The organism is Thalassospira sp. A3_1 (assembly GCF_017744215.1).
Taxonomy (GTDB): Bacteria; Pseudomonadota; Alphaproteobacteria; order Rhodospirillales; family Thalassospiraceae; genus Thalassospira; species Thalassospira lucentensis_A.
This window is the reverse complement of record NZ_JAGHQQ010000003.1, coordinates 505929-531216: the sequence shown is the minus strand read 5'-3', so window position 1 is coordinate 531216 and position 25288 is coordinate 505929. Positions and strand designations below refer to the sequence as shown.

The window sequence follows — 25288 nt, the reverse complement described above, 5'->3', positions numbered from 1 at the left end:
TGATTGGGCAGGGCAGCAGATGTTTCATTGGGTACCTGCTGCCCTGTAAACCGGTATTCTTTTGTATTTATGCGAGTTTTGTCCATGTAACGAATAATACAAAATGGCAAAATATTTGTTTAAATGTTCAATGTTGTAATTTACATTACAGACCAAGACGTCACAAGACACGAAATATAAACGGGCAGGAACCGGTCAATCCGACACAATAACAAAGCCCAAATCACAGGAGGCCGCCGATGCAGGCGAAGGATGTCAAAACCGCCGATGACGCACGAAAACTGATTAAGGAACGAGACATCAAATTCGTCAAAATCGGTATTTTCGACGTCGACGGAATCATGCGCGGCAAATACATGCATCGCGACAAATTCCTGTCGGCACTCGATTCCGGTTTTGCCTTTTGTGATGTGGTTCTGGGCTGGGATTCAAATGACCAGCTTTATGACAAGTCCGAGTTTACTGGCTGGCACACGGCATATCCGGATGCACCGGTGCGCGTGATCCCGGAAAGTTGCCGCGAATTGCCGATGGAAGACGATACCGTCCTGTTCCTTGGCGAGTTCGAGGGACGAGCGGAAACTGTTTGTCCGCGTGGGACATTGCGCCGTGTTCTCGAAAAAGCCGATGCCATGGGATATGACGTGTCGGCTGCTTGCGAGTTCGAGTTTTTCCTGTTCGAGGAAGATCCGCATTCTGTGCGCGAGAAGAATTATCGCAATCTTAAGAACATCACGCCGGGTTTTTACGGTTATTCGATGCTGCGTAATTCCGTGCATTCGGAATTCTATCATGACCTGCTTGAACTGGGCGAAAGCATGGATTTCCCGATCGAGGGACTTCATACCGAAACTGGCCCAGGTGTGCTTGAAGCCGCCATCGGTCATGACGATGCATTAAGGGCAGCGGATAAAGCCGCATTGTTCAAGACCTTTACCAAGGTTCTGGCCCAGCGTGCCGGATGGATGGCGACCTTTATGGCGAAATGGTCGCCCGATTGGCCGGGGCAGTCGGGGCATATGCATGTTTCGATCAAGGGCAAGGATGGCCGGGCGGCATTTTATGACGCCAATAAACCGCACAACATGTCCGATGAAATGCGCTGGTTCCTTGGCGGGCAGCAGAAACTTATGCCGGAACTTCTGTCGATGGTGGCCTGTACGGTAAACAGTTATTCGCGACTGATCCCGGGTTTCTGGGCACCGACGACGGCAACATGGGGTGTTGAAAACCGGACCACGGCGCTTCGCGTCATTCCGGGGAGTGCGAAGTCGCAACGCATTGAATATCGCATTGCTGCGGCGGACATTAACCCCTATATCGCGCTTTCGGCTGCCATCGGTTCGGGACTTTGGGGCATTGAAAACAAGGTGGAGCCGGGCGAAATGGTCGTCGGCAACGCCTATGCGCAGGAATTCCCCGAAGATACGAGCCTGCCCGCAACGCTTTACGAGGCAGCCGGACGTTTGCGCAAATCCGAGGCGGCAAAATCGCTGTTTGGTGAAGAATTCGTGACCCATTACGCCCAATCGCGGGAATGGGAAGAACGCGAATTCCGCAAGGCGATTACCGACTGGGAAATGCAGCGTTACTTCGAAATCATTTGATCTGTTGCACGCGGCGACGCATCGTCGCTTCGCGCCCGATCACACACCCTAGCGCCCTAACTCATTCTCCAATTGTGAGGCATTATGTCTGAGAGTTTACGCACCATCTCGCCCGTTGATGGATCCGTTTATGTCGAGCGTCCGCTTGCCAGTGCTGCCGAGATCAACAAGGCACTTGATGTTGCCCGCGCCGCACAGGCCGAATGGCGAACTGTGCCGGTCGCAACCCGTCAGGAAATCCTGCGCAAGGCGGTTGCCGCCTTTGTCGCGAAAAAGGATGAAATCGCGGCTGAAATCAGTTGGCAGATGGGCCGCCCGATTTCGCAGGCTGGTGGCGAGATCAACGGTTTCAAGGAACGCGCGGATTACATGATCGATATCGCCCCAGAGGCGATTGGCGATTACAATCCGGGCGAGAAGGCCGGTTTTAACCGTTTCATCCGCCGTGAACCATTGGGCGTTGTTGCGATCATCGCACCGTGGAACTTCCCGTATCTGACGGCCGTGAATGGCGTTGTTCCGGCCCTTATGGCAGGGAATGCGGTGGTGCTGAAACATTCGCACCAGACCCCACTTTGCGCGGAACGCTTTGCCGAGGCCTTTGAAGTCGCCGGTCTGCCCAAGGGATTGTTCCAGTATCTTCATCTGAGCCATGCGGATGCGGAAAAACTGATGGGCGATATCCGTGTTGATTTCGTCAATTTCACCGGTTCGGTTCCAGGCGGTCACGCGGTCCAGAAAGCGGTGGGTGGTAAGTTCATCGCGACAGGTATGGAGCTTGGCGGCAAGGACCCGGCCTATCTGCGCTCGGACGTCAATATCGATCATGCGGTGGAAAACGTCATTGATGGTGCGTTCTTTAACAGCGGGCAGTCGTGCTGCGGGATTGAACGTATTTACGCCCATGAAAGCGTATTTGATGCTTTTGTCGAAAAGGCAGCCGACCTTGTGTCGCAATACCGCCTTGGCAGTCCGGTTGATACGGAAACTAACCTTGGCCCTATGGTGCGGGCGTCATCGGCGGCCTTTGTGCGTGGCCAGATTGCCGATGCCATCCGCGACGGGGCAAAGGCATTGATCGATCCGTCGAAATTTGCTGCCAACAAGGAAGGCACCCCGTATCTGGCGCCGCAGGTTTTGATCAATGTCGATCATTCGATGCGCGTCATGAGCGAGGAAAGCTTTGGCCCGGTGGTCGGCGTCATGAAGGTGACGTCCGACGAGGAAGCCATTGCCCTGATGAATGACAGTGAATTCGGCCTGACGGCATCGGTCTGGACGGCGGATGAGGATGCCGCCCTTTCGATTGGTGATCGGCTTCAGACCGGAACGGTTTTCATGAACCGTGCAGATTACCTTGATCCGGCACTGGCCTGGACGGGGGTGAAAAATTCGGGACGTGGATGCACGCTTTCGAAACTGGGTTACGAATCACTGACCCGGCCGAAAAGCTTCCACCTGCGGACCAAGATTTAACGTCGCGTTTGCGCGCAAAGGATACAGAGATGACCAAGAAGATTGTTGGAAACTGGAACTTCCCGACCTCCGTGCGTTTTGGTCCGGGCCGTATTTCAGAACTGGCAGATGCCTGCAAGGCAACCGGCATGAAGAAGCCGTTGTTGATCACCGACGAGGGGCTCAAAGACCTGCCGATGGTGCGCGATGCGATTGCCGCAAACGAAGCCGCAGGACTTCCGACAGGGCTGTTTGCTGGTGTGAAAGGCAATCCGACAGGCAAAAACGTTGAAGACGGTCTGGCGGTCTACCGTGCAGGCGGTCATGACGGTGTGATTGCCTTTGGTGGCGGTTCGGGCCTTGATGCGGCCAAGGCAGTTGCCTTGATGGCGGGGCAGACCCGTCCGATGTGGGATTTCGAAGATATCGGTGACTGGTGGACCCGTGCCGATCCGGCCGGTATCGCGCCGATTGTTGCCGTTCCGACTACATCGGGGACTGGTTCCGAAGTCGGTCGTGCCAGCGTGATCAGCAAGGAAGATACGCACGAAAAGAAAATCATCTTCCATCCGAAGATGTTACCAGCCATCGTGATTTCCGATCCGGAACTGACCATTGGCCTGCCGCCGCATGTGACGGCCGCGACCGGTGTCGATGCGTTTGTGCATTGTTTCGAAGCCCATTGTGCGCCGGGTTATCATCCGATGGCGGATGGTGTGGCCCTTGAAGGTATGCGTTTGATTGCTGATGCCCTGCCGCGTGCCTATGACGATGGCAAGGATATTGAGGCGCGCGCTGATATGCTTTCGGCAGCGTCGATGGGGGCAACAGCCTTCCAGAAGGGACTTGGCGGTGTTCATGCACTGGCTCATCCGATCGGGGCGATTTTTGATACCCACCATGGCCTGACCAACGCAATCCTTCTGCCGTATGTCATGCGTGCCAACCGCCGCGCGATTGAAGGCAATTGTGAAACGATTTGTCGTTTGCTGGGCCTTGCTGCACCGGGCTTTGATACCCTGTTTGAATGGGTTCTGGCGTTCCGTATCCGTCTTGGCATCGTCAATACGCTGGCGGAAATCGGTGTCGACGTGAACCGTGCCGACGAAGTCGCGGCCAAAGCCAAGGGTGATCCGTCCGATGGAGGCAACCCGATTGAACTCTCGGTGGCTGATTATGCCGAAATCTTCCGTCGGGCCTGTGTCGGCGAACTTGGCTAAGTTCAAGAAACGATAACCAGAACAATAACGGGATCAGGGTGTTATCATGGAAAACGTCAGAAAAATCCTGATTGTCGATGGCAATCGCCACGAAGTGAATGAATTGAACCGTTCACTGGGGGGATCGCCATCGGGCGAGGGATATGAAACGGCCCTGCGACGCCTTGATCCTGAACTTGATGTTACGATTGTCCGGCCTGCAGATGATGGGCCGGACTGTCTTCCCGACGGTGTGAAGCTTGGCGATTTTGACGGCATCGCTTGGACCGGTTCGGCGCTTAATGCCTATATCGATGAAGATGCCGTTTTAAACCAATTACCATTGGCCAGGGCGACGGTTGAATCCGGTGTGCCGGTATTTGGCAGTTGCTGGGGCATGCAGATTGTTGCCCGTGCGTTTGGCGGCGAAGTGCGTGCATCGCCCAATGGACGCGAGATCGGCGTGGGCCGCATGATCCGCCTGAATCGGGCAGGGGTTGCGCATCCGATGTATCGCGGGAAATCGATTTGTTTTTCGGCACTGACCGTGCATATGGACGAAGTATCGGTTCCGCCAAAGGGGGCGGTAATCCTTGCGGGGAACGAACACAGCCATATTCAGGCATTGGTGATGGAATATGACGGTCTGAAATTCTGGGGCGTGCAATACCATCCCGAATATACGCTGGCTGAACTTGCCGCGATTTTCCGGCGGTATGGGCAACGGTTGATTGATGCTGGATTGTTTGCCGATCAGGGCGTGCTTGAGACAATGGCGGCAAACTGGATGACGTTGCATCACGACCCGGGCCGACGCGATCTGGCATGGCAATATGGCATTGATAATGATGCGTTGCGCTATGAACGCCGATTGATCGAACTGGGCAACTGGCTGAGATATTCAGTCGGTAAAATTCGCAGCTAGATCGTTTCTTTGTAGGCGTTTAACGCACGTTCCTGAACCGTTTTGCTATCAAGGTTCCAGACAGTTGTGCCGTGGGTTTCCGCCGTCAGACTTGCCATGGCAAGGCCGGTGCCAATCGCGGCGTCAAAGCTGGTTTCCGGTTTGCTGAAAGCCGACAGAAAGCCTGAATAAAACGCATCACCGGCACCATTGACGTCAACAACCTTGGTGGGCAAGGGACGCCAGAACGCAATTTCACGGTCATCGGCGGATATGACACCCTTGGCACCCAGTGTGACGACAATATGGGGAATACCATGATCACGCAGGGATTTGATCGCGTTTACCGCGTCATCGTTGTCGTTGATTTCAATACCTGACAGGACTTTTGCTTCAGCGCGGTTGGCAATCAGGACATCAAGTTTGTCCAGAAGCGGCTTGAAACGGGCCGATTTTGACGGGGATACGGTCGCGGCACAAAAACGCGATGTACCTTTCTGGTTGGCCAGCCAGGTCAGCGTTTCGGTCGGCAGATTGGCATCGACCAGCCACCAGGGCCAGTTTTGAATATTTGCCAGTTGATCAGCCAGAAGGTCGCATGTCAGGCGGTCATAGACTTCGGCATCCATCAGGCCAAGGGCCAGTTCACCGGTTTCGTCAAGAATGGCAGTGTAACCCGCGGTATGGCCGCCGGGGATTTTGCGGATTTGCCGTGTATCGATACCGATTTCCGATAAGGAGCGGATGATCTGATCGCCGTCGCCATCGTCGCCGACCGCACCCAGCATGCCGACATTACATCCCAGCAACCGCAGGTGAACCGCGATATTGCGACTGACACCACCCGGTTTGCGATGCAGGGTCCGCACAGGGTTTGACGCCGCAGGCACGAATGTTTCCGTGCATTGCAGTGTTCGGTCAAAATGGGCTGCACCAAGGCAAAGGATATTGCTGGCCGGGTTGATCAAGATGATGCTCTGTTTCTTATTGAATGGGTCGTTGGCGACAGGTGCGAAGTCATAAGCCGCAGGGCCAACGCAACGCAAGCAAAACAAGAAGGGCGATGCACCAACTCGTCGTGCATCGCCCTTTAGTCAAACCCTTTGGTTCAGGCTTATTTAATCATGATACGGTCACTGGTTGCCGGGGTCATCGGTGAATTCATGCCGATATATTCCGCAACAGCCTGTTCAAGGTTCGGACCGAAATCATAGACATCAGTTGCGTTGTCGCGGAACAGGGCATAGCCATCCCCGCCATTGCGCATGAAGTCGTTCGATACAACGCCATATGTTTTGGCCGGATCAATCGGGACGAAAGTACCGCCTTCATTGACCATGACGTTGGATATGCGTGACCCGACCGGTGCGTTAAGGTCCAGATCGAATTTCAGGCCGGAAACCTGCGGGAACTGACCTTTGCCCTCGGACACCAGAGAAACGCCATGTTCAAGGGACGCCACGATATCGGCACCGGTCAGTTTGAAGGTTGCCAGGGCGTTCTGGAACGGCAGAACCGTCAGGACTTCGCCCATTGTCACGGTGCCTTCGTCAATGCTGGCACGGATACCGCCGCCATTCTGGATGGCGATCTGATGGCCTTCGCCAGCTTTCCACAACATCGCATCGGCAACAAGCGAGCCCATGGCGCATTCCATCGCCCGACAGGTTTCGCGCGATCCATCGGCGGCGGTCGTGAAGCTGCCGACTTCGATAGTGCGGACGGCATCAACGGCATCTCGTTTGGTGTCAATGACGGCCGTGATGTCTTCGGCGGGGGTAAAGGATGCATCAAGCGAAATCGGCTCGCCGCTCCAGGCGATGGCTTTGCCATTGTCATCAAAGGTAACAGTCAGATCGCCAAGATAACGGGTGTATGCATAGGCCTGAACGATCAGAACAGGATCACCATCCCCACCGTTCATCACCACCGGATAGGGATGTGAAGCGTTCTCAACAATGTTTGAAAACAGCAAATGATCGTGGCCGCCAACGATGACGTCAACACCGCTGACTTTGCCAACGATGTCGAAATCTGCGTAGGAACCGGAATGATTCAATGCAACGATCTTGTTGATACCCTGCGCTCGCAGGCGATCCACCGAAGTCTGTAAAGAGCTTGCAAGGTCGTTGAAGACGACATCAGGGCCAGAACTTGAAATTTCGGCCGTTTCGGGTGTGGTAAGGCCGATGATACCGATCCGTTCACCTCCCACCGTCATGATGGTTTCGGGTTTGATTAGTTCGTTCAGTCCGGCAACAGAGGTTTCAATGTTTGCTGAGAGGATCGGGGTGGTGCTTGCCTTGATGAAATCGGCAAGGACTTCAGGGCCGTCATCGAATTCGTGGTTGCCAACTGCCATGGCATCATAATCGACCAGATTCATCAACTCTGCCAGAAGTTCACCCTTGTAGGTCGAATAATACAGCGATCCCTGAAACTGGTCGCCCGCATCCACGACAATAACATTGCCGCCCATGGCGCGATTATCGCGAATGGCGGTTGCAAGACGGGCATAACCGCCAAAGCATTTGCCTTCGGTTTCGTCTTCGACACTGCAGCTGTTGTTGTATTTGGTAACCGATTCAACGCGGTCATGAACGTCGTTGGTATGCAGGATGCGCAAATCGTAATCCGCAAGGGCCGAACCGGCACCGAAAGTCAGCATCGTACAGGCCGAAAGCAGCCCGGCAATTTTACGTTTCATTTGTTATCTCCGAACAGGCCATTCCACCGGGATCCCTCGACCCGGGATGGCATGAAAAGTCAAATCCCTGAACGCACGCGATCCTAGCATTAAAATTCTGGTGGGGGTACGCCCGGTTGATGACGTGGCGGTTAAATTGTCGATCCGCATCAGGGAGACGGATAAGGCGAATTTTCATTGCAATGCAGAATCGGACGCCTTTGTTTTCGGCGCAACAGGCAGGAGTACAGAAATGGCGCGCGGCGGTATTATGAAATTCTTCGAGAAATAGTATCGGCAGCGATTGAAATGTCAGCGTTTTCTAATGCGTGAAAAACTAAGGGAAACCCCGCAGATAGACGGTAAAAAGGCAAGCTGGGGTAGAATGAATTCTGACCGAATGGACAGGTTTTGTGTCAATGGTCAGTGCTCTGCTATTTACAGAGCACTGTATTTTGTAGTTACCATAGGCGTTCTGCAGCAGAGACGCACAAAAGCATACCGGCATCCGGGGCAAAAAGCGGCGCTGCTGCATGAAACACTTTTTCGATGAGGGAGTCCTGCCGGTTAAGGGCACTGGCGGGATATAAAAGAGAATCAAGCAATAGAAGGGCATCGGAATGAAAAAGCTTCTGACCTCCATGGTCGCGGCTGTTGCATGCTATGCAGGTGTAGCGAGCGCAGCAGAAATCAAACCGGCAGTCGTTTACGATCTGGGCGGCCGTTTTGACCGTTCGTTTAACCAGGGCGCATATAACGGTGCCGAGAAATACAAGGCCGACACCGGGACCGAGTATCGCGATTTCGAAATCCAGAACGATTCGCAGCGCGAACAGGCCATGCGCAACTTCGCACGCCGCGGCATGAACCCGATTGTTGCAATCGGCTTCTCGCAGGCATCAGCCCTTGAGAAAGTTGCAACCGAATTCCCTGATATCAAGTTCACAATCGTTGACATGGTTGTTGACCTGCCGAACGTTCAGTCGGTGGTATTCAAGGAACATGAAGGTTCGTTCCTGGTTGGTGTTTTGGCAGCGATGGCATCAAAAACCGGCAAGGTTGGCTTCATCGGTGGCATGGATATTCCGCTGATCCGCAAATTTGCCTGTGGTTATGCGCAGGGCGTTAAACACGCCAATGCCGATGCCGAAGTATTCCAGAATATGACCGGCACCACCGGTGCGGCATGGAATGACCCGGTTAAAGGTGGCGAACTTGCAAAATCGCAATTCGACCGTGGGGCGGACGTTGTCTATCACGCGGCTGGCGGCACCGGCGTCGGTGTTCTGCAGGCGGCAGCGGATGCCGGAAAGCTTGGTATCGGTGTTGACTCCAACCAGAATGCCCTGCATCCGGGTTCGGTTCTGACCTCGATGCTCAAGCGTGTTGACGTTGCTGTTTACGAAGCGTTCGACGCTGCTGCCAACGACACATGGGAACCGGGCGTAACGGTTCTTGGCCTTGCAGAAGGCGGCGTTGACTGGGCGCTTGACGAGAACAACGAGAAACTCATCACCGACGACATGAAAGCGGCTGTTGCCAAGGCCAAGGAAGAAATCATTTCCGGCAACCTTGAAGTCCATGATTACATGAGCGACAGCGCCTGCCCGATGTAAGGCAGGACGAACAAACCGGGGATTTGTAGTGTCGGATACGATGCATCAAATGCACGGCGCCGGGGAGACCGGTGCCGTGCAACCCGCTATTGAACTGCGCGGTATAGACAAGCGGTTCGGTGCGGTACACGCGAATAAATCAATCGATCTGAAAGTTGAAAAGGGTACGATTCACGGCATCGTCGGGGAAAACGGTGCGGGCAAATCGACCCTGATGAGTATCCTGTACGGCTTTTATCAGGCCGACGGGGGCACCATCCATGTCGATGGCAAACTTTGCGATATCAAGGGATCCGAAGATGCCATTGCGGTCGGGATCGGCATGGTCCATCAGCATTTCATGCTGGTTGAACCGTTCACGGTGCTAGAAAACGTTATTCTGGGTGTCGAGGGGGGAGCAATCCTGCGCGAGGGCGTAGACAAGGCCCGCGAGGAGCTTAAACGTCTGGAGCGTGAATATTCGCTCGACGTTAATCCAGATGCCATTGTTGGCGACCTGTCTGTTGGTTTGCAGCAGCGCGTTGAAATTCTGAAGGCCCTTTATCGCGGGGCCGAAATTCTTATTTTGGATGAACCGACGGGCGTTTTGACCCCGCAGGAAGCGGATCATCTGTTCCGCATTCTGGAAACCCTGAAGCAGCAGGGCAAGACGGTTGTTCTGATCACGCATAAACTGCGTGAAATCATGGCGGCAACGGATAATGTTTCCGTGATGCGCCAGGGTGAAATGGTGGCCCATCGCAAAACGGCTGAAACCAGCCCCGAAGAACTTTCCGAACTGATGGTCGGCCGCAAGGTGCTTTTGCGCCTTGAAAAGAGTGAGGCCGCACCGGCGGCGACGGTTCTTGAGGTCGATAATCTGTGCGTTGAAACATCGCAGGGTGTGCGCAAGGTCAAGAATGCCAGCTTTACGGTTCGTGCTGGTGAAATCGTCGGCATTGCCGGGGTTTCCGGCAACGGGCAGAGCGAACTTCTTGAAGCGCTTGGCGGGATACGTGCTGTAAGCGAGGGACAGGTCCTGTTGAACGGGCAGGATGTGACACCCGGTCGCGGTGTTGATGCCGCCGAACTGCGTAAACGCGGTGTGGCCCATGTGCCTGAGGATCGCCATCGCATGGCGATGGTGACGTCATTTTCGGCCAAGGAAGCCGCTATTCTCGGTTATGAAGATGATGCAGCCTATCAGAAAGGCATGTTCCTGAACTGGCATGCGATTTCCGATGCGACCGAACATATGATGTCGGAATTCGACGTGCGGCCAAATGATCCTGATTTGAAAGCGGCCAATTTTTCCGGCGGCAACCAGCAGAAGCTGGTTCTGGCGCGTGAAATTATGCGCGATCCGGAACTTCTTCTGGTTGGTCAGCCGACGCGTGGTGTCGATATCGGCGCCATCGAATTCATTCACAAACGTATTGTTGCGATGCGCGATGCCGGCAAAGCAGTCTTGCTGGTATCCGTCGAACTGGACGAAATCATGTCTCTTGCCGACCGCATACTGGTGATGTGTGATGGTTCCATCATCGGTGAAGTTTCTGCTGCCGAAGCAAATGAACGGGTTCTTGGCCTGATGATGGCCGGGGTTGACCCACATGAAGCCAAAGCCGCGGAGGGCCACGCATGAGTGATACTGTTCAACTGCCGCGCTGGATTGATGTTGGTGCGTTGCCGCTGCTCAACCTTCTGCTGGCACTGGTCGTTTCGGGGCTTGTGGTTCTGGCGATTGGTGAAAGCCCAACACAAGTTGTTGAAATTCTGCTTTATGGTGCGTTCGGTTATGAAGAGGCGTGGGGTTATACGCTTTATTACACCACCAACTTCATCTTTACCGGTCTGGCCTTTGCCGTTGCATTCCATTGCGGGCTGTTCAATATCGGTGCCGAGGGGCAGGCCTATGTTGGTGGTCTTGGCGTTATTCTGGCCGCCCTTTACCTTGTTTTCCTGCCATTCCCGATAATGCTGATTGTTGCCATTCTGGCGGCGGCAATTTTCGGTGCGGCCTGGGCCTATATCCCGGCCTATTTACAGGCACGTCGCGGGTCGCATGTCGTGATCACCACGATCATGTTCAACTTCATTGCGTCTTCGCTGATGGTTTATCTGCTGGTCAATGTTCTGCGCCCGCAAGGGTCCATGACCCCGGAAAGCGAACAGATTGCCGAACATCTGCGTTTGCCGTTCATTCATGACATCGCCGCAGGCCTTGGTCTGGAAATGGCAAGCAGTCCGCTGAACCTCTCATTCGTTTACGCGCTTGTCTGCAGTGTTCTGGTGTGGCTGTTCATCTGGCATACAAGATGGGGTTATGCGATCCGCACCGTGGGTGCCAATGCGGTTGCCGCGACCTATGCCGGGATCGAGCCGGGGCGTTACATCATCATGGCGATGATGATTTCAGGCGCGCTTTCGGCCTTCATGGCGCTTAACGAAGTGATGGGGGTTCAGCACCGGCTGCTGATTGATTTTACGGCCGGTTACGGCTTTGTCGGGATCGCGGTTGCCCTGATGGGGCGCAATCACCCGTTTGGTATTTTCCTGGCGGCATTGCTGTTTGGAATGCTCTATCAGGGCGGGGCGGAGCTAAGTTTTGAAATCCCGACGATTTCGAACGATATGGTCGTGGTTATTCAGGGGCTTGTGATCCTGTTTACCGGTGCGATGGAACATATGTTCCGTCCGCGTGTGACCCGGATTTATACAGCGTGGCATTTGCGCCGCCGTGCGCAGGAGGCCGCATAATGGATAATTTTGAACTGGTTATCCTGCTTCTGGATGCGACGCTTCGGACATCGACCCCGCTTATTCTTGCCGCACTGGCCGGGATGTTTTCGGAGCGATCCGGCACGATCAACCTGGCACTTGAAGGCATGATGCTGGGCGGGGCGTTTTCGGCTGCTGCCGTGGCTTACTATGTCGGAAATCCGTGGGTCGGGTTGCTGGCGGCAATCGGAACCACGATCTGCCTTTCGCTGCTGCATGGTTTTGCCTGCATCACGCATAAAGGCAATCAGGTTGTATCAGGCATGGCGATCAATATCCTGATGTCCGGTCTGACGGCACTTGTCGGGATTGCGCTGTTTGCGCAAGGCGGCAAGACGCCGTCGCTTGATCATGAATCGCGGTTCCAACCGATTACCTTGCCCGGTGCGGATGCCGTTGCCGATGTTCCGGTTCTCGGATCAATTTATTCGGAATTGCTGAGCGGTCATAACATTCTTGTTTATGTCGCGTTCCTTGCAGTTCCGGCAGCGTGGTGGGTGATGTATCGCACCCGTTTCGGTTTGCGTCTGCGTGCGGTTGGTGAAAATCCGGGGGCGGTTGATACCGCAGGTATAGGCGTTGTCGCCATGCGTTATCGTGCGGTGATGTGCAGTGGTATTCTTGTCGGCATGTCGGGCGCGTATCTTTCGACCGCGCAGGGTGCGTCCTTCCTTCAGGATATGACAGCAGGAAAGGGCTATATCGCGCTCGCAGCCATGGTGTTTGGCAAATGGCGACCTTTCCCGGCATTGTTTGCCTGTTTGCTGTTTGGTTTCCTTGATGCTGCAGCAACCCGTATGCAGGGTGTTATCCTGCCGGGCATCGGCGAGGTGCCGGTGCAACTGGTGCAGGCACTACCCTATGTTTTGACGGTGATCCTGTTGGCGGGCTTTATTGGCCGCGCCATTCCGCCCAAATCGCTTGGTCGTCCGTATGTGAAGGAACGCTGATCGCATTGCGGTCAACTTCCCGATCCGGCATATCTGGCAAACGAGGCTGTGATGAATTGCAAACAGGTCTTTTCCATCATTGCCGTTCTGGCTGTTTCGCTGCCTGCCACGGTTTTTGCCGCGGAGGCCGCCGAAATTACGCCAGCAGTTGTTTATTCAACCGGTGGCAAGTTTGACGGTTCGTTTAATCAGTCGGCTTTTGAAGGGGCGGAGCGTTTCAAACAGGAAATCGGCATTGATTATCGCGAGTTCGAATTGCGTAATGACACGCAAAGCGAACAGGCTATCCGGAATTTTGCCCGCGAGGGACGTGACCCGATTGTTGTGATCGGGTTTCAGCAGGCGACGTCGCTTGCCAAAGTTGCGCCGGAATTTCCCGATACCCGTTTTACCATTGTCGATATGGTTGTTGATCAACCTAATGTGCAGTCGGTTGTGTTTCGTGAACATGAAGGCACGTATCTTGTCGGGATGCTTGCGGCCATGGCATCGAAGTCGGGAACGATTGGTGTTGTTGGCGGCATGGATATTCCGTTGATTCGCCGAATGACCTGTGGCTATGCCCTGGGTGCGTTGCAGGCGGTTTCGGGCATCAAGGTGCTGGAAAGCATGACGGGAACGACCGGTGCTGCGTGGAATGATCCGGTCCGTGGTGCCGAACTGGCGACCACACAGATCGGTCTTGGCGCAGATGTTGTCTTGCAACTGGCCGGTGGCACGGGAATTGGTGTTTTGCAGGCGACTGCGGATGCCGGAAAGCTTGGGATTGGATCGGATGCAAACCAGAACGGGTTGCATCCGGGATCGGTTCTGACATCGATGGTCAAACATGTCGATGTTGCGGTGTTCGAGGCATTCGAGGCGGCGCGCAAGGATGACTGGAAGCCCGGTATTCGCAGTCTTGGCCTTGCCGAAGGTGGGATCGACTGGGCGCTTGACGATTTTAACAGGGACCTGATCACGTCTGCGATGAAGGATGCGGCAGATGCGGCGCGCAATGACATCATCAACGGCAGGATCGCGGTTCACGACTATATGCAAGATGGAACCTGCCCGCGATAAGCGGCAGGAAAAACAGGATCAAGACACATGACATCGCAAACTATAACCGACGCCCCGCGCGATTTGATTGATGCGGCACTTGCCGCGCGTGACAGGGCATATGCGCCATATTCGAAATTCCACGTTGGAGCAGCCCTTCGGACGGGACGCGGACAGATCATTGCTGGATGCAATGTTGAAAATGCGGCCTATCCCGAAGGTGTGTGTGCCGAAGCCGGGGCAATTTCGGCAATGGTTCTGTCGGGTGAAACCAAGTTTGACGAAATCGTCGTTGTTGGGCTGGGGGATGTTGCCTGTACGCCTTGTGGTGGGTGTCGCCAGAAAATCCGGGAATTCACCGGATCGGATGCGACGATTTATATCATCAATGATGCTGGCAAAACGCTTTTGACCCTGACACGGGAAGAACTTATTCCCCATTCCTTCGGGCCGGAGAATTTGAAATGAGCAACGTCAAAGCCGCATTGGAAATCATTGCCGCCAAGGCACCGGGTTTTAAGGCCGAGGTAGCCCTTGTTCTTGGCAGTGGGCTGGGGGGCGTTATTGACGCGGTCAGTGATGCGATCAGGATTTCCTATGCAGAACTGCCGGGCTTTCCCAAGCCGACGGTAGTGGGCCATGGCGGACAACTGGTTCTGGGCCGTATCGGGGACGTTTCCGTTGCCGTCATGCAGGGCCGGGCGCATTATTATGAACATGGCCGTTCGGATTTGATGAGCGAGCCGCTTGAGACATTGCGTGAATTGGGTGCAGACCGACTTATCCTGACCAATGCGGCGGGCTCGCTAATCCCCGAGGCATCACCGGGGAACCTGATGCTGATTACGGATCATATCAGCCTGTTCGGGCCCAATCCGTTAATTGGATATCATGGTGATGACCGGTTTGTCGGTATGGATGTGCCGTATGATCCGGAAATCGGATCGGGTTTGAAAAATACTGCGGCAGAGCTTGGCATTAACCTGTTTGAAGGCACTTATTGCTGGTGCACCGGGCCAAGTTTTGAAACACCGGCCGAAATTCGTGCGCTTAAGGTTCTGGGGGTGGATGCGGTGGGCATGTCGACCGTACCGGAAAACATTCTTGCCCGCCGTCTGGGATTCCGGGTGGCAGCAGTTTCAAATATCACCAATCTGGCCGCGGGTATGAGCCCGACCGCCCTTAGTCATGAACAGACTCTGGAAATGGCAAAAGAAGGATCTGCCAATTTAATCAAGATCCTGCTGCGTTATTTTTCAAGTGATGCATGAGCCTGTTTCAAACGAGTTTGAAAACGTAATTTAATAATAAGCGCGCAGGAGACAGCATATGCTGCCGCAGGAAATCATTCGCCGTAAACGTGAAGGCGAAGTTCTGACAGACGCCGAAATCGCCTTTTTCGTAAAGGGCATTGCCGATGAAAGCATCAGCGAGGGGCAGGTTGCAGCCCTTGCCATGGCGGTTTTCTTTAACGGCATGACCATGGATGAGCGCGCGGCGCTGACGCGCAATATGCGTGATTCCGGGACCGTACTTGATTGGAAGGCGCTTGGTCTTGACGGGCCGATTGTCGACAAGCATTCGACTGGTGGGGTTGGCGACAAGGTCAGCCTGATGCTGGGGCCGATTGTTGGTGCGTGCGGTGCTTTTGTTCCGATGATTTCGGGACGTGGCCTTGGTCATACAGGCGGGACGCTGGACAAATTTGATTCCATTCCGGGCTATCGGACCGCACCGACCCTGGATGAATTTGCCAAGGTCACGCGCGAAGTCGGCTGCGCCATCATCGGACAGACCGCCGATCTTGCCCCTGCGGACAAGCGTTTTTATGGTATTCGCGACGTCACCGCGACGGTTGAAAGCATTCCGTTGATCACGGCATCGATCCTGTCGAAAAAGCTGGCGGCAGGTCTGGATGCGCTGGTGATGGATGTCAAATTCGGATCGGGTGCCTTCATGAATGAATATGATCGTGCGCGCGAACTGGCCGAAAGCATCACCGAAGTCGCAACCCGCAATGGTGTGCCGACAACGGCCCTTTTGACCGATATGGAACAGGTTCTGGGCGATACGGTCGGCAACGCGCTTGAAATGCATGAAGCGGTTGATTTCCTGACCGGCAAGCATCAGGAACAGCGTGTTTATGATGTCACGATGGCGTTGGCAGCCGAAATGCTGTCGCTGACCGGTGTTGCCAGTGATGTTGCCGATGGTTTGCAAAAAGCCAGTGACGCCCTGACGTCGGGCAAGGCAGCCGAAGTATTTGGCAAAATGGTATCGGCCCTTGGCGGTCCAGCCGATTTTATCGAAAACACATCGGCCCATCTTGAAGTAGCTCCGATGATCGAGCCCGTCAGCGCGGCGAAGACCGGGCGCGTTGTATCGATGGATGCGCGCAAGGTTGGTCTGGCGCTGGTTGCGTTGAAAGGTGGCCGGACGCGTGCCGATCAGAAGATCGACTTTGCTGTCGGCTTTACCGATTTCATCAAGGTCGGGCAGGCCGTTTCGGCCGAAACGCCGCTTTGTATCGCTCATATCCGTGATCAGGCACAGCTTGGCGAGGCGACGGCGCTGTTGCGCGAGGCAATCGTAATTGGCGATGGCGAAGTCGCCAGAACCGGTTCCGCCGCGGCGGTACGCGAACGGATCGTTGCTCGCACCAAAGGGTGATCACACAACTGAGAATGCAAAAGGCCGGGTAGGGTGACTTCCCGGCCTTTTTGTCTGGTTTTTGTGGCTAGTAGCGTACGCTTGCCATAATCATGGCGGCGGCCTTTTCTGCAATCATGATGGTTGGTGAATTGGTATTGCCCGATGTGATGGTGGGCATGATCGAGGCATCCGCAATCCGAAGCCCGTCAAGCCCACGCAGCCGTAATTGTGGATCAACCACCGATGCCGGGTCCGCGCCCATGCGACATGTGCCCACAGGGTGGAAAATCGTCGTACCGATATTGCCTGCGGCTTTGACCAGATCCTCCTCTGTCTCGTATGACGGGCCGGGTTTGAATTCTTCGGGCCGATACGGGGCAAGGGCGGGCTGATTGGCAATTTTGCGGGTCAGCCGGATTGAGTCGGCAGCAACCTTTTTATCGGCATCCGCGCTCAGATAATTGGGCGCAATGGCCGGTTGGTTGCGGAAATCGGGTGATTTCAGATGGATGCTACCGCGACTTTGCGGCCGCAGGTTACAGACGCTTGCCGTAAAGGCCGGGAAGGGATGGACAGGGTCACCGAACTTTTCAAGTGACAGCGGCTGCACATGATACTGCAGGTTCGCCGTTTCGAATGATGCATCCGATTTGGTGAAGATGCCAAGCTGGCTGGGGGCCATCGACATCGGCCCTGATTGATTGAACAGGTATTCTAGGGCGATCCCGGCCTTTCCGACAAGGCTGCTGGCCTGTTCGTTCAGGGTGCGGATTCCGCTGACCTTGAATGCGCAGCGCAATTGAAGGTGATCTTGCAGGTTTTCACCGACCTGCGTGCTTTCATAGATAGTCTGGATGCCATGTTTTTGCAGGACATCGCCCCGACCGATGCCGGATAGTTCCAGAATATGGGGCGAGCCGATGGCACCGGCCGACAGAATGATTTCACGACGTGCCGAGACGGTTTTAATCACGCCATTGCGGTCATATTCAACACTGGTGACGCGACCGTTTTCAATGATCAGACGCCGAACCTGCGCATGAGTCCGCAGTTCCAGGTTTTTTCGCGACAGGGCAGGCTTCAGAAATGCCTTTGAAGTGTTCCAGCGAATGCCGCGTTTCTGGTTAACCGCAAAATAGCTGGACCCCTCGTTATTGCCGCGGTTGAAGTCCGCGACCTTCGGGATGCCAGCCTGTTCGGCGGCGTCCTGAAACGCATCAAGGATTTCCCAGCGCACGCGTGCCTGTTCAACCCGCCACTCACCACCTGATCCGTGCATGTCATCGGAGCCAAGATAGTAATCTTCGGATTTTTTGAAATGCGGCAGCACGTCGTCCCAGCCCCAACCGTCACATCCCGATTGACGCCATTGGTCATAGTCGGCGGCCTGACCACGCATATAAATCATGCCGTTGATCGACGAACATCCCCCCAGGACCTTGCCACGGGGATACCCCAATGACCGGCCATTCAGACCTTCTTCGGCCTCGGTTTTAAAGCACCAATCGACATTTGGATTGCCGATGCAATAAAGATAGCCGACCGGAATATGGATCCATGGATTGGTATCTTTGCCACCGGCCTCCAACAGAAGGACGGTGGCATTTTCAATTTCGGAAAGGCGGTTTGCAAGGGTGCAGCCAGCCGATCCTGCGCCGACGATGATATAGTCGAATTGTTGCGTGGTCATGCTGCTTCCCTAGTTTCTGGACCGAAGGCCCAGCTTGGCAGCGAGGCGTGACGCGTTGAACTCGCCGACAATGCCACGGCGGAACACCAGCACACAGACAATGAAGATGAGGCCGGTCAGCACCGTTACCGGGAAGCCGGTGGTTGACAGATAGTTCTGCACGGTCACGACAAAAGCCGCACCGAAGATCGGGCCGAAGATCGTTCCGATCCCGCCAAGCAGGGTCATCAGGATGACTTCGCCTGACATTTGCCATGCCACATCGGTAAGGGTGGCAAACTGGAACACCAGCGCCTTGAGCCCGCCTGCAAGACCGGCCAAAGCCGCCGACATGACAAAGGCGGCAAGCTTGTACAGATTGACCGAGTAGCCCAGTGAAATTGCCCGGTTTTCATTTTCCCGAATGGATCGCAGGATCATGCCAAACGGGGAGTGCACAATCCTCCAGACCATGAACACCCCAATCACAAAGACTGCCAGAACAAAGAAATACATATTTAATGGCTGGTTCAGGTCGATAAAGCCAAGCAGATATCCGCGCGGTACACCTTGCAAGCCATCTTCACCTTTGGTGAATTCCGATTGCAGGCAGAAGAAAAAGAACATCTGTGACAGGGCGAGTGTAATCATCGCAAAATAGATGCCCTGGCGCCGGATGGCGAAAAATCCGATGATCAGCCCCATGAAGGCGGCACCCAAAACGCCAAGAAGGATACCGGCTTCGGGGGAGAATCCCCATTCTTTAACTGCGTGAGCAGTGAAATAGGCCGCCCCGCCGAAAAAGGCTGCGTGGCCGAACGACAGCAGGCCCGTGAAGCCCAAAAGCAGATTGAAGGCACTGGCGAACAGGGCAAAACATAGGACCTTCATCAGGAAAACCGGATAAAGGACGAAGGGTGCAATCACAAGGCCGATGATCAATACAGCGAGCAGGGCAAGCTGTATCCGATGCGCCGATTGGCGGGTTTCCGATGTCATTGTTATTTCTGTCATATCACGCATCCCGACCAAACAGACCCGCAGGCCGGACCAAAAGAACGATAGCCATGATTACGAAAATCACGATATTTGACGCTTCGGGGTAAAAGACCTTGGTCAACCCTTCTAGGATGCCAAGCATATAGCCCGTGACAATCGCCCCCATAATCGATCCCATCCCGCCGACAACCACGATGGCGAACACCACAATGATCAGGTTCGATCCCATCAACGGGCTGACCTGATAAATCGGTGCGGCCATGATCCCGGCCAGTGCAGCCAGACCGGCACCAAGCCCATATGTCAGAGTCAGCAGGAACGGCACATTGATGCCAAACGACTGGACAAGCGTTGGATTTTCGGTTGCTGCCCGCAAATAGGCGCCGAGTTTGGTCTTTTCGATAAGAAGCCATGTGCCGATACAGACAATCAGCGATGCCACTACCACCCAGCCGCGATAAATCGGCAAATACATAAAGCCAAGATTAACCCCGCCGGAAAGCAGGGCGGGGGTGGCATAGGGTTGACCGGAAGTACCGTAAAAATACCGGAAGCCGCCTTCGATCACCAGGGCAAGGCCAAAGGTGAACAGAAGCCCGTACAGATGATCCAGGTTATAAAGGCGACGCAAGGCAAAGCGTTCGATTACAACGCCGGTAATGCCGACAATGACCGGTGCTACCAGCAATGCCAGCCAGTAATTTACTCCAATCCATGACAGAAGCAGGAAGCCGACAAAGGCTCCCATCATGTATTGGGCGCCATGTGCGAAGTTGATCACGCGAAGAAGGCCGAAAATGATCGCCAGACCTAGGCTAAGCATTGCGTAGAAGGATCCGTTGATCAGACCGATCAGAAGTTGGCCGAGAAACGCCTGGATCGGAATTCCAAATATCATAGTCACGGCGCTATACCCCCAGAACTTCGTGCAAGGTGTCCATTCTGGCGGGCAGTTCCGCCACGTCGAAACCTTCTGTCACCACGCCGTGATCCATGATGTAGAACCTGTCGGCAATTTTGCTGGCAAACCGGAAATTCTGTTCAACAAGAAGAATGGTCATGCCTCGCTGTTTCAGGGTCTGCAGAACCTCGCCGATACGCTGGACGATGACCGGAGCAAGGCCTTCGGTCGGTTCGTCTAGCAATAACATCTTGACCCCGGTACGCAGCATGCGAGCCATGGCAAGCATCTGCTGCTCGCCTCCGGACAATTTGGTTCCCTGACTGTTGCGTCGTTCCAAAAGGTTGGGAAACAGATCATAAATTTCAGCAACGGACATGCCGTTCGGTGAAACGACAGGCGGTAGCGTGAGGTTTTCCTCGACGCTGAGGGTTGCGAAAATCCCGCGTTCTTCGGGAACAAACCCGATCCCGGCACGTGCAGTATGATGCAGCGGCCGGTTCATAAGGTCCTTGCCGTCAAATTCGATTGTGCCGGAGCGTTTGCGCAAAATGCCCATGATTGAGCGCAAGGTCGTGGTCTTACCCATGCCGTTACGGCCAAGGATGGTAACCGTTTCACCTTCGCAAACCTTAAGGTTCACACCATGCAGGATATGGCTTTCATCGTACCAGGCATTCAGGCCCTGTACTGAAAGAAGTGGTTTTCTGTCAGTCATGATCCGTTCCCATATAGGCGACCTTGACGCGTTCATCGTTGCTGACGGTGGCGTAATTGCCTTCCGCCAGAATTTCGCCGCGTTGCAGAACGGTGATGTGATCGCACAGATCGGCGACAACATTGAGGTTATGTTCAACCATCAGGACCGCGCGGGTTTTGGCAACTTCGCGAATGAGTTCAGCAACCATACCGACATCTTCGCCCCCCATGCCCGCCATTGGTTCGTCCAGCAACAGAACTTTGGGGTCGAGTGCCAGTGTTGTCGCGATTTCCAGCACACGTTTGCGGCCATAGGAAAGATCAGCAGCCTGACTGTCATATTCATTCTGAAGGCCGACAGATTCCAGAAGTTCCATTGCGCGATCATTCAGAACGTCAAGTTTGCCAAGCGGTTGCCAGAACTGGATCGCCAGATTGCCCGGACGTTGCAACGCGACGCGAATATTTTCCAGAACCGTCAGGTGCGGAAAAATTGCGGAAATCTGGAATGATCGTACCAGACCCATACGTGCCACGCGGGCAGGTGCTGTTTTGGTAATATCATGATCCAGCAGGGTGATCTTCCCGCTGGTCGGTTGCAGGAATTTGGTCAGAAGATTGAAAACGGTGGTTTTGCCTGCGCCATTCGGGCCGATCAGCGCATGCACTTTGGCGTGATGAACGTCAAGATTGACGTTATTGACCGCGGTGAACCCGCCAAAATCGCGACGAAGGTCACGGGCGGTAAGAACCACCCGTGCCTTTGTCTCGTTTTGATGGTTACCCGGATTTGCGTGAGTTCCGGTCGCCGTCATGTTCTTAGTTCGACGCCAATGAGCAGCCGCTTTTCGCCGGATCGATGAAAGCTTTGTCGCCGGGGACGGTATCAAGAACGTTGTAGTAATCCCAGTCACCGGTCATCTGGTCAGGAGCTTTGACTTCCATCAGGTACATGTCATAGATCATGCGGCCATTTGCACCGACTTTGCCGTTTTTGGCAAAAACGTCATTAACCGGCATTTCATGCAGGGCTTTCGCGACGGCTTCGGTTTCGTCCGTCCCGGTTTCCTTTACCGCTTTGAGGTACTGCAGGACTGCGGAGTAGGTGCCAGCCTGGATCATGTTGGGCATACGCCCGGTGCGATCAAAGAAACGTTTACCGAATTCGCGGGTTTCATCGTTGCGATCCCAATAGAACCCTTCGGTCAGTGACAGCCCCTGTGCGGCCTCTGCGCCCAAACCATGTACTTCAGCAAGGGTAAAGAGCAGTGCCGCAAGACGCTGGCCACTCTGAACGATGCCGAATTCCGAAGCCTGTTTGATGGCATTGGCGGTATCGAGACCGGCGTTGGCAAGGCCAATGACTTTTGCGCCGGATGCCTGCGCCTGCAGCAGGAACGAGGAATAGTCAGTCGTTGCCAAAGGATGTCTAACCGCACCGACTACCGAGCCACCGTTTTCCTTGACGAAGTTGCCGGTTTGCTCTTCCAGCGAATAACCGAAAGCATAGTCAGCCGTCAGGAAAAACCAGCTATCGCCGCCATTATTCACCAATGCACCGCCGGTGCCGACTGCCAGTGCATGGGTATCATACGCCCAGTGGAAGCCATAGGGTGAACATTGTTCACCGGTCAGGGCCGTGGTGGCCGCACCGGTTACGATATCGATTTTTTTCTTTTCCTTGGAAATGCCCTGTACCGCCAGAGCGACCGATGAGGTTGTCAGTTCCATGATCGTATCGACTTGATCCTGATCATACCACTGACGCGCAATGTTGGCGGCAACATCGGGTTTGTTCTGATGGTCGGCGGTAATGACTTCGATCTTCTTGTCAAGAACGGTGCCGCCAAAATCCTCGACGGCCATTTTGGCGGCTTCAAAGGACCAGGTGCCACCAAAATCGGCATAGACACCGGATTGATCGTTCAGGATACCAATTTTGACAACGTCATCGGAGATTTCGGCATGTGCGGGCAATGCTGCAGCGGCAGCCATTATCGCAACAGATGCAATTGCAATCTTCTTCATCTAGGTTCCTCCCTGATGGAACTATGTTTTCCGGTGTGCCTGCGGGCAAACCAGACGACGCTTCCGGGCCGCTTATTAACCGTTGTTACAGACCGGATGATTGAAGTGTGCCTTGATTGCACATTTTTGTTATTTTAATCGGCTTTGTGATTTTTCCGACTAAGTATCTGAAAAAGAACGATTCATTTCTGATTCTATTCTTGTATTCAGGACCATGACTTACGCTAACATTGACCAAAACCCGGTCAAATATATAATTTTGGACAATGCTTGTACAAAAATGAACAGGAAGTTGGATGCGCCAGTTCCCTTGGGATGATTTACAGTATTTCCTTGCCGTCGCTCAGGAAGGCAAGCTTTCCTCTGCGGCACGGCGATTGAGAACCAGCCATGTGACGGTTGCACGACGGATTGAGAGGCTTGAACAGGGGATCGGGGCAAAATTGTTTCAGCGCAGTCCGACAGGTTATACATTGACGCCGATGGGGCAAAGGCTGATGGAGCCAGCCCAGGCAATGGCGCTTGAAGCGGACAAAATGCTTAGTGTGGTCGGGGATGGTGCATTACCGCTCAGCGGGGTGATCCGGCTAAGTGTTCCTGAAGGTTATGGCAATTTTTTCATCGCAGAAAAGCTGCCTCATTTTGCCAGTCAATATCCGAACCTGACCATCGAGATGGTCAATATACAGCAGATCGTTTCGTTATCGCGGCGCGAGGCGGATGTCTCGGTTTCGCTCAGTACGCCAAAGGCCGGTTCCTATCACTTCGAAAAAATTTCCAGTTACATCCTTTATGTCTATGCATCGCGTGACTATCTTGCCCGCAACCGGGCTATCAAACAGCGCGTGGACCTCTCGGGGCATCCATTTATCGGTTATATCGAAGACATGATTTTTACCCCGGAACTCAACTATCTAGGTGAAATTATTCCGGGATTGAGGCCGTCTTATCAGACATCCAGTGTTTTTGCGCAGCTCAAAGCCTGCCGTGCCGGTTACGGGTTATGTGTGCTGCCTTATTATATGGGGGCAATGTTTGATGATCTGGTCGCCGTGATGCCCAGGATTGTTCCAATTCACCGCGATTACTGGCTTGTTTGTCATAATGACATGATAGACGCGACACGTATCCGACCGTTGATAGAATTTATTCGTCGGGAAACCTCCGCTGCCAGAGACTGGTTTAACGGGTTTCCAAAGCAATTTGTTTAAGCACTGGATTGACAGGAAATGCGGTCAGACGATGTTGCATGACAAGGCTTGCATCTTGTTGCCAATAACGTCATTTTGATCGATAACGAAAATTAACAATCAAAGACGAAAATTCAGGGCGGAAGGAAATAATATGGGCAAGCTTGATCGGCGGCGTCGCGAGATCCTTGAACTGGTCGCGGCGAACAGTTTCATGACGATTGATACATTGGCCGATCATTTTGCCGTTACCCCCCAAACCATTCGACGCGATATCAACGAGATGGCCGAGGAGGGGCTTGTTGCGCGTTATCATGGCGGGGCGGCCAGCCTTTCGACCACAGAAAACACAGCCTATACAGACCGTCAGGTTCTTAACCTTGGCAGCAAGCGCGAAATCGCCAAGCTGGTGGCACAGCATATTCCCGAAGGGGCATCGATCTTCATCAATATCGGGACGACTAACGAAGAGGTTGCGCGCGCATTGTCGTCCCACAAGAGCCTGAAAATCATCACCAACAACCTGCATGTTGCGCAGATTTGCGCCGCCAATCCGGGGTTTGAGGTGATCATCGCAGGTGGTGTTGTTCGCCAGCGCGATTTTGGCGTGATCGGCGAGGCGACCATCGACTTTATCAATCAGTTCAAGGTGGATTACGCGATTGTCGGGATTTCGGGCGTTGACGAAGACGGCAGCCTGATGGATTTCGATTATCGTGAAGTCCGGGTCGCACGCGCGATCATTTCCAATGCGCGCCAGACGTTTTTGTGTACGGACGCGTCCAAATTCGGACGCCGCGCAATGGTCCGTCTGGGACATCTTTCGGAAATTGATGCCCTGTTCACCGACCGTCATCCCGGCCCGGTCTGGGCCGATGTGATCCGCGAAGCAGATGTGTCGGTTTATACCGCGAACTGACTGGTATCTGCGA

22 protein-coding genes are annotated in these 25288 nt (G+C 54.1%); 14 read left to right on the top strand and 8 right to left on the bottom strand.

Going from position 1 to position 25288, the window contains the following annotated elements; translation table 11 throughout:
* Positions 1–239 precede the first annotated feature (239 nt).
* The 4 genes from J7395_RS15935 (at position 240) to J7395_RS15920 (ending at position 5186) form a co-directional block, all read left to right on the top strand.
* Positions 240–1607, top strand: coding sequence for a glutamine synthetase family protein (locus J7395_RS15935; RefSeq protein WP_209222338.1), 1368 nt, complete (start codon positions 240–242; stop codon positions 1605–1607).
* 84 nt (positions 1608–1691) lie between these two features.
* Positions 1692–3083, top strand: a complete 1392-nt coding sequence (locus J7395_RS15930) for an aldehyde dehydrogenase family protein (protein ID WP_209222336.1) — start codon at positions 1692–1694, stop codon at positions 3081–3083.
* Between the two features lie 29 nt (positions 3084–3112).
* On the top strand, positions 3113–4282 hold the full coding sequence (locus J7395_RS15925) for an iron-containing alcohol dehydrogenase (protein WP_209222334.1): 1170 nt from the start codon (positions 3113–3115) through the stop codon (positions 4280–4282).
* Between the two features lie 46 nt (positions 4283–4328).
* On the top strand, positions 4329–5186 hold the full coding sequence (locus J7395_RS15920) for a type 1 glutamine amidotransferase (protein ID WP_209222332.1): 858 nt from the start codon (positions 4329–4331) through the stop codon (positions 5184–5186).
* Here the strand turns inward: J7395_RS15920 and J7395_RS15915 are convergent.
* Both J7395_RS15915 and J7395_RS15910 read right to left on the bottom strand, forming a co-directional pair.
* Positions 5183–6133, bottom strand: coding sequence for a carbohydrate kinase family protein (locus J7395_RS15915; protein WP_209222330.1), 951 nt, complete (start codon positions 6131–6133; stop codon positions 5183–5185). The genes J7395_RS15920 and J7395_RS15915 overlap by 4 nt on opposite strands.
* A 146-nt stretch (positions 6134–6279) precedes the next feature.
* On the bottom strand, positions 6280–7872 hold the full coding sequence (locus J7395_RS15910) for a bifunctional metallophosphatase/5'-nucleotidase (protein WP_209222328.1): 1593 nt from the start codon (positions 7870–7872) through the stop codon (positions 6280–6282).
* Between the two features lie 599 nt (positions 7873–8471).
* Between J7395_RS15910 and J7395_RS15905 the strand changes: the two genes are divergently transcribed.
* From J7395_RS15905 to deoA, 8 genes are read left to right on the top strand one after another with little or no spacing between them, the layout of a single operon-like run.
* Positions 8472–9467 (top strand): BMP family ABC transporter substrate-binding protein, encoded by a 996-nt coding sequence (locus J7395_RS15905; protein WP_097050339.1) that lies wholly within the window; start codon positions 8472–8474, stop codon positions 9465–9467.
* A gap of 49 nt (positions 9468–9516) precedes the next feature.
* Positions 9517–11091: an ABC transporter ATP-binding protein gene (locus J7395_RS15900; protein ID WP_209222326.1), complete on the top strand. Its 1575-nt coding sequence runs from the start codon at positions 9517–9519 to the stop codon at positions 11089–11091.
* The gene (locus tag J7395_RS15895) at positions 11088–12206 is read left to right on the top strand and encodes an ABC transporter permease (protein WP_209222324.1); all 1119 of its coding nucleotides are present in this window, start codon (positions 11088–11090) and stop codon (positions 12204–12206) included. Before J7395_RS15900 ends, J7395_RS15895 begins: the two co-directional genes overlap by 4 nt.
* Positions 12206–13177: an ABC transporter permease gene (locus tag J7395_RS15890; RefSeq protein WP_062949078.1), complete on the top strand. Its 972-nt coding sequence runs from the start codon at positions 12206–12208 to the stop codon at positions 13175–13177. Before J7395_RS15895 ends, J7395_RS15890 begins: the two co-directional genes overlap by 1 nt.
* Positions 13178–13228: 51 nt before the next feature.
* A complete protein-coding gene (locus tag J7395_RS15885) occupies positions 13229–14239 on the top strand; it encodes a BMP family ABC transporter substrate-binding protein (RefSeq protein ID WP_209222322.1) in 1011 nt (336 codons plus the stop codon).
* Positions 14240–14266: 27 nt separating this feature from the next.
* Complete coding sequence (gene cdd, locus J7395_RS15880) at positions 14267–14686, top strand: cytidine deaminase (RefSeq protein ID WP_062960015.1); 420 nt, start codon at positions 14267–14269, stop codon at positions 14684–14686.
* Positions 14683–15489, top strand: a complete 807-nt coding sequence (locus tag J7395_RS15875; RefSeq protein WP_209222320.1) for a purine-nucleoside phosphorylase — start codon at positions 14683–14685, stop codon at positions 15487–15489. The genes cdd and J7395_RS15875 overlap by 4 nt, the downstream gene beginning before the upstream one ends.
* A gap of 58 nt (positions 15490–15547) precedes the next feature.
* Positions 15548–16888, top strand: a complete 1341-nt coding sequence (gene deoA / locus J7395_RS15870) for a thymidine phosphorylase (RefSeq protein ID WP_209222318.1) — start codon at positions 15548–15550, stop codon at positions 16886–16888.
* A 67-nt stretch (positions 16889–16955) separates the two neighbouring features.
* Here deoA and J7395_RS15865 read toward each other — a convergent pair whose 3' ends face one another.
* Genes J7395_RS15865 through J7395_RS15840 form a run of 6 tightly spaced genes read right to left on the bottom strand, consistent with a single transcriptional unit; the run spans position 16956 to position 23166 of the window.
* Positions 16956–18560, bottom strand: coding sequence for a GMC family oxidoreductase N-terminal domain-containing protein (locus J7395_RS15865; RefSeq protein ID WP_209222317.1), 1605 nt, complete (start codon positions 18558–18560; stop codon positions 16956–16958).
* A 9-nt stretch (positions 18561–18569) separates the two neighbouring features.
* On the bottom strand, positions 18570–19553 hold the full coding sequence (locus J7395_RS15860; protein WP_247742205.1) for a branched-chain amino acid ABC transporter permease: 984 nt from the start codon (positions 19551–19553) through the stop codon (positions 18570–18572).
* Position 19554: 1 nt separating this feature from the next.
* A complete protein-coding gene (locus J7395_RS15855; protein ID WP_114110287.1) occupies positions 19555–20442 on the bottom strand; it encodes a branched-chain amino acid ABC transporter permease in 888 nt (295 codons plus the stop codon).
* Between the two features lie 4 nt (positions 20443–20446).
* On the bottom strand, positions 20447–21157 hold the full coding sequence (locus J7395_RS15850) for an ABC transporter ATP-binding protein (protein ID WP_209222313.1): 711 nt from the start codon (positions 21155–21157) through the stop codon (positions 20447–20449).
* Entirely contained in the window at positions 21150–21953 is an 804-nt protein-coding gene (locus J7395_RS15845; protein ID WP_209222311.1) for an ABC transporter ATP-binding protein, read from the bottom strand. Before J7395_RS15845 ends, J7395_RS15850 begins: the two co-directional genes overlap by 8 nt.
* 4 nt (positions 21954–21957) lie before the next feature.
* A complete protein-coding gene (locus J7395_RS15840; RefSeq protein WP_097050330.1) occupies positions 21958–23166 on the bottom strand; it encodes an ABC transporter substrate-binding protein in 1209 nt (402 codons plus the stop codon).
* 296 nt (positions 23167–23462) lie between these two features.
* Between J7395_RS15840 and J7395_RS15835 the strand changes: the two genes are divergently transcribed.
* Both J7395_RS15835 and J7395_RS15830 read left to right on the top strand, forming a co-directional pair.
* Positions 23463–24377, top strand: a complete 915-nt coding sequence (locus tag J7395_RS15835) for a LysR family transcriptional regulator (RefSeq protein ID WP_209222309.1) — start codon at positions 23463–23465, stop codon at positions 24375–24377.
* Positions 24378–24510: 133 nt separating this feature from the next.
* On the top strand, positions 24511–25275 hold the full coding sequence (locus J7395_RS15830) for a DeoR/GlpR family DNA-binding transcription regulator (RefSeq protein WP_062949058.1): 765 nt from the start codon (positions 24511–24513) through the stop codon (positions 25273–25275).
* Positions 25276–25288: the final 13 nt, after the last annotated feature.